This is a genomic window from Variovorax sp. P5_A3 (assembly GCF_056400665.1).
Map to the genome: position 1 here is coordinate 349,791 of NZ_JBFUKW010000002.1, position 13,160 is coordinate 362,950.

Sequence of the window (13,160 nt, forward strand, 5' to 3'; positions counted from 1 at the left end):
CCCATGGAAGCCATTCCCATCGCAGTGTTCTGGACCATCGCGGTCTGGACCTTGTTCCGGCAGAAGCAGGCGCTGATGTACCTGTTCTTCGCGTCGATTCCGCTCGGTTCGTTCGCGGCGGTTCCGACCGCAATTACAGGCGGCCTCACCCTCACGCCGGCGCCGATCGTCGCCATCCTCCTGATCGCGCGCCAGTTGGGCAGCACGCGCGGGCTTGCGCAGGCGTTCGACGCTGCAATGAAGCGATCCGAGTTGCTCCTGCTGTTTCTTTTCTGGCTCGTGGCCGGCGTCACGACCGTGTTCATGCCGAGGTTCTTTGGCGGAACGGTCGAGATCGTGCCGGTTCGCGCCGGCGAGTTGGCGGATACCGCGACGCTCGTGCCGACCACCCAGAACATCTCCCAGTTCGTGTACGTGAGCATCTCGGTGCTGACCGTATTCAGCTTCGCGCGCATGCTCCGTACGGAGTCCATGCGTCGGCACGCGCTGGCCGCGCTGTGCCTGGGTGCGGCGATGACGGTCTTCACCGGTTGCCTTGACCTCGGTTCGCAGTTCCTGCCGCTCACGCCGGTCCTCGAGCTCTTTCGCACCGCCAGCTATGCCTTGCTCACGGAAACGGAAATCCTGTCCAGCACGCGCCTGATCGGGCTCATGCCGGAGGCTTCGTCCTTCGGTAGCCTGGCGCTGGTCTTCCTGGCGTCGCTGTACTTCTTCCGGCGTGCGATGCCGTCGGGTTTCCTGCGCAATCGCGTGGTTCCCGTCCTGATGGGCATGTTGCTTCTCCTGGTGTGGTTGTCGACCTCGTCCGCGGCTTACCTGGGTCTGGGTATCTTCGGCGCGGCGGCGGGTGCGGAGTGGTTCTGGCGCCTCGCCGCCGTCCGCAATCCGCTCCTTCAGCGCGGCCTCGCGAGCGAGTTCTGGCTGGGCGGCGGGGCGATCTGCGCGGTGGCCCTCATCGTCATCGCGGTTCCCCATCTGCTGAACCCGATGCGCGACATGTTCGCAATGATGGTGCTGGAGAAGTCCACCACCAGTTCCTTCGAGGAACGCAACATGTGGACGCATGTGTCCTTGCAGGCGTTGCTGGCGACCCACGGACTGGGCGTCGGCCTGGGCGGCACTCGCGCCTCCAACTTCGCCGTGGCACTCGCGAGCAATGCGGGGTTGCTCGGCGCGCTGTTCTACTTCCTCTTCGTGCTGCAGACCCTGTTCGCGAGAAGGGCGCCCCCGGGCGACGCACAAGGGCATGCCATGTTGTCGGCCGTGCGCTGGGCCTACCTGCCTGCGTTCTTCACCAGCCTGATGATCGGCACCACGCCGGATTTCGGCTTGCTGAACGCCTTCCTCTACGGGATCGCCGCGGCGATCGGGCACAGGGGATCGCAGGTCGCGGCGCGGCCCTCGCTGGCACAGCGCGTCGACGAGGCAATGCGGCGCAGGCCCCTGCGCCTGGTCAACGAGCGGAGCGCGCGTGTCGGCCGCTGAACACACGAGCATGGCCAGCCGCGCGATCGGGGCCGGCGCGTGGACCGTGGGTACACGGTTGGCCGCCAAGCTGATCGACCTCGTCATGCTGCTCTGCCTGGCGCGCTTCCTGGGCCCGGCCGAGTTCGGGCTGGTGGCCATGGCGATGGCGGCGGTGTTCGTGGTCGAAGCCCTGTTCGACCTGCCCATGGGGGCGGCATTGATTCGCGTGCCTGTGCTGACGCCCGACATGCTTCACACTGCGTTCACGCTCAGCCTGTTGCGTGGCGTCGTCGTCGGACTGCTCCTGCTCGCGCTGTCCTGGCCGCTGGCTGCCTTCAACAACGAGCCACGGCTGACGGCCTTGCTCGCGGTGCTGGCGCTGGCGCCGACGATGCGTGGCCTGGTCAATCCGCGGATGGTGGAGTTCGCACGTGCCCTGAACTTCCGTCCCGACGCGGTGCTCGAGTTGTCCGGCAAGGTCGTCGCGCTCATCGTGTCGGTCGTCATCGCCGTCACCACGCGCAGCTACTGGGCGATTGCAGCCGCATCGGTGTGCGCGCCGCTGGTGGCCACGCTCCTGTCCTACTGCATCGCGCCGCTGCGGCCTCGTCTGACCTTCGTCCTCTGGACGCATTTCTCGAGCCTGATCGGATGGAACTTCGTGTCGCAGTTGGGGATGGCGCTCAACTGGCAGATCGATCGATTGCTCCTGCCGCGGCTCACGACCACCTCGGCGTTCGGCCAGTACGCCCTGGGCAAGCAGATGGCGGAGATCCCGGCGCAAGCGCTCATCCAGCCGCTGGGCCGCCCCGTCATGCAGGCGCTGGCGTCGGCCGGCGATGCGCGTGGGTCACGCTATCTGCAGTTGTCTCGCGCCATCGCGCTGTTGATGGCCCCCGTCATGGGTCTGCCTCTGCTGTGGCCGGAAGTGCTCGTTCGCGTGGCGCTGGGCCCCGCCTGGGCTCCGGCCGCGGAATGGTTGCGCTGGATCAGCGCGGTCACCTTGCTCGGGCTTCCGGCCATCCTGATGGGGCCGCTGGCCATGACGCTGGATCGCACGCGTTGGGTGGCAGTCCGGACCCTGATCGAATTGCTGGTGAGGCTGCCGCTGGTCTGGCTGGGCGCCGTGGCGTTCGGCATTCCGGGGGCCATCGTGGGCAGTGCGATCGCCACCGCATGCGGCACGATCACTGCACTTTTCATCGTGCGCCGCCTGATCGCTGCCGGCCTGGCGTCCCAACTCGTCACCCTGTGGATACCGCTGGTGGCGATGCTGCCCGCAGGCGCACTTCTGTGGCTGGCGGAGCCCGTGGTGATGGCTGCCCCCGGGCTGGCTGAACTGTTGGTGAGGGCGATCCCGCTCGGCCTGCTGTATCTGCTGGTCTATGCGGTGCTGGTCTTGCTGGCGTGGCAACTGGCGGGCCGGCCGGCCGGCCTCGAACAACATTTGCTCCATACCATCCGTGCCCGGTTCACTCGGGCACACACTCGCCGCGCTCAAGCGGCGGCCCGCACGCGAACGAAGCCGAACGACGCAATGGAGGCCCATGTCAAGCAACCCCATTGATCCGATGCCGCGTGTGCAGGGCACGACGATGCCCGGCCTGGTCATCAACGGCAAGTTCCTGCAGCCTTCGACGAGCCGATCGGGCGTCTATCGTGTGGCCCGCGAAATGCTGGTGGCGCTGGACACCGTGCTCTCCGACAACCCGGCACTCGCCACGGCGATGGCTTGCCGCGTCATCGTGCCGGGCGGACAGGATACCGACCTGCGCCTTTCGCGCATTCGCGTGGAAAGCGATCGCTGGGGAAGTTCGGGGCCCTTGCCCGATCGGCTGAACGGCCTGCTGTGGGAGCAACTCGTGCTGCCGCGCCGCGCCAGGAGCGAGACGCTGATCAGCCTCTGCAACATCGGACCCGTCGTGTATCGCGATGCGTTCACCATGGTTCACGACGCGCAGGTCTACAGCGCGCCGGACTCCTATTCCCGTGCCTTCCGGACCTGGTACCGGCTGGTGCTGCCGCGACTCGGCAAGCGCAACAAGGCCTTGCTGACGGTGTCCCGCTATTCGCGCAAGCAACTGGCGCATTTCGGCGTGGCCGATGCGGAGCGCATCCGCGTGATCCACAACGGCTGCGACCACGTCCTGCGGCTGGTGCCCGATCCGGCAAAGGTCGAGGCGGCGGGGTTGGCGGGCAAGCGCTTCATCCTCGCGCTCGCCAACAGACAGCCGCACAAGAACATCGCGGTGCTCTTCCAGGCCTTCTATTCACCGGCGCTGCGCGATGTCACGCTGGCGCTCTTCGGACCCGCGAAACGCGAGGACTTCGAGAGGCAAGGCCACGCGGTTCCCCCGAACGTCAAGTTCCTGGGGTTCATCAGCGACGAGCAGCTGGCGGGCCTTCTGCAAGAGGCCGTGGCGCTGGCCTTTCCATCCATCACGGAGGGATTCGGTCTTCCGCCGCTGGAGGCGATGTTGCTCGGCTGTCCTGCAATCGCCGCACCCTGCGGCGCGCTGCCCGAAGTCTGCGGCGACGCGGTGCTTTGGGCCGATCCGAACGACGCGGGTCAATGGGCCCGGCAGATTGCCCGGATGTGCGACGAGGACGGACTGCGCGAAGACATGCGGAGTCGCGGACGGGCGCACGCGGCGCATTTCACCTGGGACAGGGCTGCACGTCGCCTGCTCGAAACCGTGCTCGGTCAGCCGTTGGACGACACCGGCCTGATGCAGGCGGTGCCTGTGCCAAAGGCCGACTCCCGTGAATCTTCGGTCGGCGAGGAAGCCTGTGTCCTGATGCAGCCGCTTTCCCCGCCGCGAATCGGGTCGGAGCGCCTCAAGATCGCGATTGCCATTGCCACGGCGGGGCGGAAGGGCGTGGTGGCTGAAACGATCGGCTTGCTCGCCAACCAGTCCCGGATGGCGGACGAGTTGCTGGTCTGTCCTGCGAGGGAAGAGGACTTCGATCCCGCGTGCCTGCGGGGCTATGCGGGCGAGGTGCGCGTTGTCCGTGGTCCGGTCGGTCTGCCACTCCAGCGCAACGTGCTGCTCGACGCGACCGACGCCGATGTCGTGATCTTCTTCGACGACGACTTCCTGCCTTCGTCCGATTACGTCGCCGAGGTCGAGACGCTGTTCAGCATTTCGCCGGAGGTGGTCGTCGCGACCGGCAAGTTGCTCGCCGACGGGATCCTCGGCCCCGGCATCGTGTACGAGGAGGGCGTACGAATCCTCGAACGAGCCGGGCCCAACGTCGGACTTCATTCGCTGAGAGCAACCTACAACGGCTACGGATGCAACATGGCCATTCGAATGCAGGCCGTGCGAGACCATGGCATCCGCTTCGATGAGCGATTGCCACTCTACGCATGGTTGGAAGACGTGGACTTTTCGCGGCAGCTGGCGTTGCACGGCAGGGTGGTCCAGGTGCCACGGCTGCGCGGTGTTCACCTGGGTACCAAGGGAACGGGCCGGAGCCCGGGGCGACGCCTCGGCTACTCGCAGGTGGCCAATCCGCTGTACCTCGCGCGCAAGGGGACGATGCGCTGGTCCCTGGCGCTCAAGCACATGGCGAAGAACCTGCTGGCGAATTCGATGCGCAGCCTGTCGCCGGAGCCCTGGGTCGACCGGCGCGGCAGGCTCGCGGGAAACTGCCTGGCCATGTGGGATTGCGTCCGCGGCCAGGTCGATCCCCAGCGGATTCTTCGCTTCTGAACGCATGCACAGGAATCCGATGAAGATCGTCTTTGTCTCACCATTCCCGCTCTACCCTGCAACCGGCGGCAACAGGGTCAGGACCTTGCACATGGTCAAGACGTTCAAGGAGCGCGGCCACGAGGTGCACTTCGCCTTCTTGCCATCGCGGCAGATGGGGGACTTCGATCCCGAAGCGCACCTCGCGCTACTCGGCCCGGAGAACTTCCATTGCCTCGACCGTGGCCAGGTTGCCGACGCGGCCTACTACGTCGGCAGGGCGATCTGGAAGATCCGGCGGAAGCTCACCCGAAGTCGATTCCTGCAAAGCGATATCGACGAGACCTATTTTTCCGGATTCACGTCGCAGCTCAGGAAGCTCGACCGCCAGCATGGCTTCGATACCGTCATTGCGCAGTACGTGACGTTCACCCGCGCTTTCGACGCCTTCGGGCCGCATGTGTTTCGTGTCGTCGACACGCAGGACAGCTTTGCCGGCGGCATTCCGATGGCCCAGGAGCGGCGAGGGCTCATGCGGGCGCACAGGGTGCTGGCCATCCAGGATCGGGAAGCGGAGTACTTCCGGCGCCTGCTGCCGCCATCGACGAACACGGTTTCGGTGGTCAGCCACATCATCGACATCGATGAACCTTTCGATCTGTCGGCGTGTGCAGGTGCGGCCTTCATCGGGTCTGATTTCCTGCAGAACAACCAGTCGCTGGCGTGGTTCGTCGACAGCGTGCTGCCGCTCGTTCGGCAGCATGAGCCGGACTTCAAGCTGTTCGTTGCGGGCTCGATCTGTCGCAAGTGCGCGGATGCGCCTGGCGTCGTGAAGTACGGTGTCGTGCCCCGCTTTCGCGATGCATTCCGCGAGGGCCCGATCCTGGTGAACAGCATCACGCAGGGCACGGGCATCAAGATCAAGCTGCTCGAGGCTTTCGGGCACGGCATTCCGGCAGTCAGCACGAAATTCGGTGTCGAAGGCATCAGGCCTTCGGATCTCCAAGGCGTGCGGGTCACGCCGGACGGTGACGCATCGGCCTTTGCCGAAGCCGTGCTGCACCTCTACAGGAACCGGCAGGAGCGCATCGAGCGGGGGCGAGCCGCTTTCCGGACGGCGCAGTCATGGAACGACCGCGAGTTGGCTGCACTGACTGACAGCCTGATGCCACCGGCACGCGAACCGATGCCGCGCGTCGTCGGCACCGACAAGCTCCCGGCGTATTGACCATGGCCCTGAAGATCGCTGTCGCCATCGCCACTGCCGGCCGGCGGGATGTGCTGGCCGACGCCATCCGCTTCCTGGCACGGCAGTCGCGCCGGCCGGATGATCTGCTCGTCTGCCCGGCCCGGCCTGAGGACGTGGACCCCGCTTGCCTGGACGGCTTTCCTTGCCCCGTCCGGGTCGTGTCCGGCTCAATCGGAAGCTCGGCACAGCGCAATGCGCTCATCGACGCTTCCGATGCGGATGTGATGGTCTTCTTCGACGATGACTACCTGCCGGCCGAAGACTTCGTGCTCGAGACCGAACGTCTGTTTGCGGCCCACCCAGGCGTCGTCCTGGCGACCGGCAAGGTGCTCGCGGACGGCATCATGGGGCCAGGCTTCACCTACGAGGAAGGGGTGCGCCTGCTGGCGAATCCGGGCCTCGATTCGAATGCACCGTCGGTCTTGCCTGCCTTCAACGCCTACGGCTGCAACATGGCGGTCCGCCTTGCGCCGGTGCGAGTGCACGGCATCCGCTTCGACGAGCGACTGCCGCTGTACGGCTGGCTGGAGGATGTGGACTTTTCAAGGCAGATGGCCCCCCACGGCGCGATCGTGCAAGCGACCAGCCTGAAAGGCGTGCACCTGGGGACGAAGAGGTCGGGCCGCAGCCCGGGCAAGCGCCTCGGCTACTCGCAGGTGGCCAACCGCATCTACATTTCGCGCAAAGGCCACATGACGCCCCTCCAGGCACTCAACGGAAACCTGAAGAACATCGGCGCCAACCTGTTGCGCAGCCTGAGGCCGGAGCCTTGGGTCGACAGGCGCGGCCGATTGGCGGGAAACGCGCTGGCCGTTTGGGACTGGGTTCGAGGGCGCGTCGACCCCGAGCGCATTCTTCGCTTCTGAGGACGACACCCCGATGAAAGTGTCTCTGGTCATGTCCACCCTCGGCAGGATCGACGAAGTCATTCAGTTCATTCATTCGTTGAAGCAACTGGACCACAACGACTTCGAGTTGATCATCGTCGATCAGAACGTCGATGCGCGCTTGGAGGTGGCGTGCAGCGCTGTCGACGTCGATTTTCCGGTTCACTACCTTCGAAGCCCGCATGCCAAGGGCGTCAGCCTCGGCAGGAACCTGGGTGTTGCGAAGGCGAGCGGCGAAATCCTTTGCTTCCCTGATGACGACTGCCTGTATCCGCCTTCGCTGATCAGGAAGGTCCTGGGACGATTCGATGAAACGGGTGCGGACATTGTGTGCGGGCGGGCCGCAGCCCCTGACGGACGCTCCATCAACGGCCGGTTCGAGACGAGTGCGCAGCGGGTGGATCTCCGCAACGTGTTCACCACCCAGATCGAATGGGTCGTGTTCTTCAGGCGCCAGGTGTTCGAGAGACTCGAGGGCTTCGACGAGGACATCGGCGTCGGCGCGTCGACGCCTTGGCAGTCGTGCGAGGGCCCGGACATCACCATCCGGGCCATCCAGGCCGGGTTCAAGGTCGTCTACGACCCGGCGCTGTACGCCCACCATCCGGAGCTCGACACCAGTGATCCGGATGACGCCATGCGGGCAAAGGGGCGTCGCTATGCCAGGGGAATGGGGCACGTCATCCGAAAGCACAGCTACGGCATCCTGTATCTGACGAACTACCTGATTCGACCCATCGGGGGTGCGTGCCTGTCCCTGCTGAAGGGGAACATCAACCGCGGGATCTACTACTTGAATGTGGCCGTCGGCAGGGCTGAAGGCTATGCGGGCGTCTGCCTCGACGGCAGCGGGCTCAAGAAGCAGATCAACCTCGGATCCCAGGAATGACGACCATGGAGGACGTAGCGATGTTGGTACCCATGTCGAATTCGAAGCGCATCAAGGAACTCGCGCGGTGGGCCTATGGCCTGTCGTATTTCTGCGCGAGTCCGCTGCTGAAGAAGAAGGCCAGGTTCGTGAAGTTGACGCCGGGCGTCTTCGCGGACCAGTTGATCTACGACCGGTCCCGCGGGTCGTTCTTCACCGTCAAGTCAAGGGACGACATCGACGTGGCTGTGGTGCGGCAGATATTCGTCAATGAAGACTACGCCCTCGGCAGTCCCGATCACGCGGATACCCTCTGGCAGTGCTACGCCAGGATCATCGATTCGGGAAAGAAGCCGCTGATCATCGATTGCGGGGGCAACAGCGGCCTGGCCACCCGGTATTTCTCGGAGACCTACAAGGACTCGGTTGTCGTCTGCATCGAACCGGAAGAGCAGAACATGGCAATGGCCCGATTGAACAATCACGACCCCAATATCCGCTTCCTCCTGGCCGGCATCGGAAACTCGGACGCGAGAGCCGACATCGTGGACCCCGGCGCGGGCAACTGGGGCTACCGCACCGAGACCAGCGCCGAAGGAAAGACGAAGATCATCAGCGTCAATTCGATCGTCCGTGATCCCGCCTACAACGATTGCACCCCCTTCATCATCAAGATCGACATCGAGGGTTTCGAGCAGAACCTGTTCGAGAAGAACGTCGAATGGCTGGACGCGTTCCCCTTGCTGATCATCGAGTTGCACGACTGGATGCTGCCCAGGCAAGCCACTTCGAACAACTTCCTGCGCGCCATCTCCGAGAGAAACAGGGACTTCATCTACCGCAACGAGAACGTGTTCAGCATCTCGAACACGCTGGCGTAGCTACGCCTGCTTGTATTCCTCGTGCCGGTAGCTGCCGTGCCGGTACCCGTGGCTGCCGTTGTAGCGGCGGCTGAAGTCCATCCCGTTGAACAGCACGCCGCTGATCGGTGCGCCGGCCTGGACCAGCCGTCGAATGCTCTCGTTCAGTTCGCCGAGTTGGCTCTTGCCGGCTCGCGTCACGAGCAGCACGACGCCGCACGCCGATGCCACTGCCGCCGCATCGGCCGCCACCAGCACCGGGGCGACATCGACGATTACGAGGTCGTAGGACGTCGAGAGGGTGTCGAGCGCCTCGATGAATGCCTCCGACTCCAGCATGTCGGCGGGCATCTCGGGCAGCTTGCCGGTCGTCAGGACATCCAGGTTGGGTCGCACCTGCGCGCGGATGACCTGCTGCGCTTCGAGTTCGCCGGCGACCAGCTCCGACAGCCCGCCGTTCCGCGGGAGATCGAATGCCCCGCTGAGATCGCCCTTGCGAAGGTCGGCATCGATCAGGAGCACCCGCCTGCCCGACTGCGCCAGCAGCGTCGCAAAGTTGCTGGCGATGAAGCTCTTGCCGACGCCGGGCGTGGCACCGGTGACGAGGATGCGGTTGTTGGGTGCCTCCGCCATGGTGAGCTTGAGGCCGACGCGCAAGGTGCGCAAAGCCTCGATGGAGGCGCTGTGCGGATGGGCATCCGCCAGCAGGGACCCGGACTCGGTCCTGCCGGTGTGCCGCCGTTCGAGGAGCGTCTGCTCGGGACTGTGGGGCACGACCGCATGGACGTCCAGGCCCGTGTGATCCTCGATCTCGCCGGGATTGTGAATGCCCGGCTTCAGACGCGTGCGCACTATCGCAAGCGCCGGGCCCACCAGTGCGCCCAGCACCAGCGCGAAGGCGAGGACGAGCGTCTTCTGCGGCTTGACAGGGAACTTGGACACGGCGGCCTTGTCCAGCAGCCGCACGTTGCCGGTCTTTCCTTCCTTGACCAGTTGCATCTGCAGGATGTTGTTCTGCATGGACTGGTACAGCGTGCTGTTGACGCGCACATCGCGCTCCAGTCTCAGGGCGTCTCGCTGGACATTCGGCATGCCGGAGACACGCGAGTTGAGCGCGTTGAGCTCGCCTTGAACCGCCGCGATCTGCTGGTTCAGCAGTTGCATGCGAGGGCTCTGGTCGGTGAAGTTGAATTGCGCGTCCCGACGGCGTTGTTGCAGGTCCAGCAGGCTGGCCTGCAGGTCGGAAGTCTTTTTCAGCCAGACCCTGGCCTCCTCGTCGAAATCGACGGTGCCGTTCTTGTTGCGAAAGCGCGCAAAGGCATCCTCCGCGCCCTGAAGCTGGCTTTGGAAGACCGGTAACTGCGATTTGAGGAAGGCGAGGGTTCGTTCGGCTTCGGCCGATTTGCGATCCATGTTCTGTCGGACGTACTGCTCGCCAACGGCGTTGAGGACGCGCGCCAGGCGAACGCGATCGGTGTCTTCGAGGGTGACGCCGATGACATTCGACTGTCGCCCCTGCTCACTCATTTGCAGACGCTCCTGCAGGCGCTCGATGGCGCGAAGCCGCGATGCCACCGAGACGGTGAATTCGGCGCCGGGCTTGCCGGCCAGTTCGCCGATGCGGATCTCCAGGACGCCGTCGGGCAGCGTCTTGCGCAGTGGTTGCCCGATAACGCCATCCAGCGGTGCATCGAGCAACTCGTGGCGCACCGTGAATCGCCCGTCGCCCCGGGCGGTGATGACGAAAGGCTCCGTGTCCTCGAGCGAAGGTGGTACATCAAAGCGGGTGACCTTGATGCGCTCGGCCCCCGTCACGTAGCCGCCCAGGCCCAGGACGCCAGGGTCGGACAGCCCGGCGGAGTGGCGGGAAAGCCACTGTCCGATCCACGGCAGGTAGCGCGGCTGTGCGCTGATCTGCAGGTCCGTCTCTTCCGCCGCCGCGTTCAGGACCATGCGCGATGCGAGCACCTGGATCTCGCCGGTGGCCGGCGTCTTGACCTCGAACACGCCCGAAGTTTCGGTTACAAAATTCTTGCTGTCGGGCGTGGAATCCTCGATCTGCAGCAGGAGGTTGGCGCGATAGACCGGCGTGGCCAGCGTCACATAGGCCAGCCCGATGAGCAGGGCGAGCGCGATGGTGCCGATGATCAGCCACTTGTGGTCGATCAGGATGTCCCTGTACTCCGAGAGGCGCGGCTCGTCTTCCGTGTCGATCATCGGGATGCCTTGACCAGAACCTGCGAGTGCGCGCTGCTGAGCACCGGGCGTCGGGATAGTGAGGGATTGGCGCATGCAGAGATAACAGCAGAAATCGTGCCGTTTGTCTGGGGAAGTAAGCGTTCTCGCGCGGTGTCTTACGACTTCTAACGTCTATGTAAACCGTGCGTGTCGAACTTCCCTCTAACATGGTCTCCACACCTATGGACCTCGACCTCCAGGCGTCGCGCCGCCATCTCGCCGCCGCGGCGCTTCTCGGGGTCATCGGCCCGGTTGTCGCATGGGCAGGCGAGGAAGCGGCGTTCGCCCCTCACCGTGAGAGCCCTTGGGGCGTGGCGCCATCGGCGGCGCTGTCCTACAACCCCGATGCGTGGCTGCCTGCGATGGCCGATGCCGGCATTACGACCGTGCGCGGCTTCCACTCCGCGCCCAATGCTGACGGATTGACGCCGATCACCGCGGCCGGCATGTCGGTCGTTGGTTTCCTGCAATGGAGTTCAGGCCCCGTCTACGCACTGCCGGCGAACGACCTGCGCGGGTGGCACCGTTACGTCACGGCGCAGGTCAGGCGCTACAAGGGCCGGGTCAAGTACTGGGAGGTCTGGAACGAACCGCCCAACTTCACTGCCGACCAGTCACCCTTGTCCTACGCCAAGGTGGTCGCTGTCGCCTTCGATGCGGCAAAGGCGGTCGACCCGAACGTGCAGATAGGACTCGCCGCCAAGAGCAACCACGTCAACTGGCTCGCCGAAAGCATTGCTGCCGGTGCCGCGGGCAAGTACGACTTCGTCACGCTGCATCCCTACGAAGTCGCGTCCCTGCTTCCCCAGGGCTGGGAAGGGCAGTTCATGGCGATCGCGCCCCGCGTGCGCGCGATGCTGCGAGACAAGGATCCCGACAAGGCCGCCGTGCCGGTGTGGTTCACGGAGATCGGCTTCAACGCCGCGACGCCCGCCGCGGATGGCGTCGGTCCACAACGACAAGGCGACGCGCTCGCAAAGATCTACACGATGGCCTTGGCGCAGCACGTGGCACGCACCTACTGGTTCGACCCGAGCGACAGCGAAGGCCTGACGATGGGTCTGACGACGGCCGACGGTACGAGGCGGCCTGCCTGGCATGCGCTGCGCAGCCTGAACACCCACCTGGGGGCGCGACCCCGATACGTCGGCTGGACGCAACCCGGCAATGCCTACTACGGCTTCGTCTTCCGCGGGCCGCAAGGCGTGGCGCTGTCGGCGTGGACGCGGGCCGGTCAACCGGCGGTGCTCACGCTGGCATCCGACGTCACGGTGGTCGATCCGCGCACCGGCACAACCACCACGTCCCGAACACCGACGCTGACCGACGCGCCTGCGATCCTGGTCGCTCCGGCTGGCTCGGCACAAGCCCGGCAATGGCTGAGCGAAGCTGCCGCCAGCAGCGGCAAGCCGTTTCCATGGAACGGGGACCACAGCGCTTCGGCGTCGGTGCAATTGACGGCCGGCGCCATGCCGAAGGGCGTCTTCATGAAAGACGCACCCGTCGCGACCGTGGTGAACAACACGCCCGAGTTCAACCTCGAAGGCCGCAATGGCCCCTGCTTTGCCGTGGACCCGGCCTTCCTGCCGCTGTATGCCGCCACGCCAATTCGCATCACCGTCGTGCTGCGCGGACATGGGAACGGCGACCCCGGCTTCAATCTCCGGTACGAGTCGGACGCGTTGATTGCCTCGGCCGACGGAAATGGCCTTGTGCCATCCGGCGAGGGCTGGTTCCGCGTTGTCGGAACCAGTTTTCACGAGAAGACGTGGAGCGTGCCCAACGCCCGCTTCGTCGGCATGTACGGCTACAACTTCTGCCTCGACTCCGACGGTCCGGCCCATTCCCAGTTCAGTATCCGGCAGGTGACAGTGAGCCGGTGAAGTCGATCAGGTC

Annotated in this window: 9 protein-coding genes; 8 read left to right on the top strand and 1 reads right to left on the bottom strand. The window is 65.0% G+C overall.

Annotation, left to right across the window (positions count from 1 at the left end):
- The first annotated feature begins 3 nt into the window (after window positions 1-3).
- The 7 genes from AC1D3B_RS03830 to AC1D3B_RS03860 are packed head-to-tail and all read left to right on the top strand — an operon-like array spanning window position 4 to window position 9,047.
- Window positions 4-1,485, top strand: coding sequence for a hypothetical protein (locus AC1D3B_RS03830; RefSeq protein WP_478189327.1), 1,482 nt, complete (start codon window positions 4-6; stop codon window positions 1,483-1,485).
- Complete coding sequence (locus tag AC1D3B_RS03835) at window positions 1,472-3,034, top strand: oligosaccharide flippase family protein (protein ID WP_478189328.1); 1,563 nt, start codon at window positions 1,472-1,474, stop codon at window positions 3,032-3,034. The genes AC1D3B_RS03830 and AC1D3B_RS03835 overlap by 14 nt, the downstream gene beginning before the upstream one ends.
- Window positions 3,015-5,183, top strand: coding sequence for a glycosyltransferase (locus AC1D3B_RS03840; RefSeq protein ID WP_478189329.1), 2,169 nt, complete (start codon window positions 3,015-3,017; stop codon window positions 5,181-5,183). Before AC1D3B_RS03835 ends, AC1D3B_RS03840 begins: the two co-directional genes overlap by 20 nt.
- Before the next feature lie 19 nt (window positions 5,184-5,202).
- Window positions 5,203-6,390 (top strand): glycosyltransferase family 4 protein, encoded by a 1,188-nt coding sequence (locus AC1D3B_RS03845; protein WP_478189330.1) that lies wholly within the window; start codon window positions 5,203-5,205, stop codon window positions 6,388-6,390.
- 2 nt (window positions 6,391-6,392) lie between these two features.
- Window positions 6,393-7,277: a glycosyltransferase family 2 protein gene (locus tag AC1D3B_RS03850; protein ID WP_478189331.1), complete on the top strand. Its 885-nt coding sequence runs from the start codon at window positions 6,393-6,395 to the stop codon at window positions 7,275-7,277.
- Window positions 7,278-7,290: 13 nt separating this feature from the next.
- Complete coding sequence (locus AC1D3B_RS03855; RefSeq protein ID WP_478189332.1) at window positions 7,291-8,187, top strand: glycosyltransferase family 2 protein; 897 nt, start codon at window positions 7,291-7,293, stop codon at window positions 8,185-8,187.
- Complete coding sequence (locus AC1D3B_RS03860; protein WP_478189333.1) at window positions 8,184-9,047, top strand: FkbM family methyltransferase; 864 nt, start codon at window positions 8,184-8,186, stop codon at window positions 9,045-9,047. The genes AC1D3B_RS03855 and AC1D3B_RS03860 overlap by 4 nt, the downstream gene beginning before the upstream one ends.
- Here the strand turns inward: AC1D3B_RS03860 and AC1D3B_RS03865 are convergent, their stop codons facing one another.
- Window positions 9,048-11,243 (bottom strand): polysaccharide biosynthesis tyrosine autokinase, encoded by a 2,196-nt coding sequence (locus AC1D3B_RS03865; RefSeq protein ID WP_478189334.1) that lies wholly within the window; start codon window positions 11,241-11,243, stop codon window positions 9,048-9,050.
- A gap of 188 nt (window positions 11,244-11,431) precedes the next feature.
- Here AC1D3B_RS03865 and AC1D3B_RS03870 point away from each other — a divergent pair, with 188 nt between their 5' ends.
- The gene (locus tag AC1D3B_RS03870) at window positions 11,432-13,147 is read left to right on the top strand and encodes a hypothetical protein (RefSeq protein ID WP_478189335.1); all 1,716 of its coding nucleotides are present in this window, start codon (window positions 11,432-11,434) and stop codon (window positions 13,145-13,147) included.
- Window positions 13,148-13,160 lie beyond the last annotated feature (13 nt).

What these genes read in the sequence shown, in the direction of transcription:
- AC1D3B_RS03830 (WP_478189327.1), top strand. Translation starts at nt 4, where the DNA reads ATGGAAGCCATTCCCATCGCAGTGTTCTGGACCATCGCGGTCTGGACC.
- AC1D3B_RS03840 (WP_478189329.1), top strand. Translation starts at nt 3,015, where the DNA reads ATGTCAAGCAACCCCATTGATCCGATGCCGCGTGTGCAGGGCACGACG.
- AC1D3B_RS03845 (WP_478189330.1), top strand. Translation starts at nt 5,203, where the DNA reads ATGAAGATCGTCTTTGTCTCACCATTCCCGCTCTACCCTGCAACCGGC.
- AC1D3B_RS03850 (WP_478189331.1), top strand. Translation starts at nt 6,393, where the DNA reads ATGGCCCTGAAGATCGCTGTCGCCATCGCCACTGCCGGCCGGCGGGAT.
- AC1D3B_RS03855 (WP_478189332.1), top strand. Translation starts at nt 7,291, where the DNA reads ATGAAAGTGTCTCTGGTCATGTCCACCCTCGGCAGGATCGACGAAGTC.
- AC1D3B_RS03860 (WP_478189333.1), top strand. Translation starts at nt 8,184, where the DNA reads ATGACGACCATGGAGGACGTAGCGATGTTGGTACCCATGTCGAATTCG.
- AC1D3B_RS03865 (WP_478189334.1), bottom strand. Translation starts at nt 11,243, where the DNA reads ATGATCGACACGGAAGACGAGCCGCGCCTCTCGGAGTACAGGGACATC.
- AC1D3B_RS03870 (WP_478189335.1), top strand. Translation starts at nt 11,432, where the DNA reads ATGGTCTCCACACCTATGGACCTCGACCTCCAGGCGTCGCGCCGCCAT.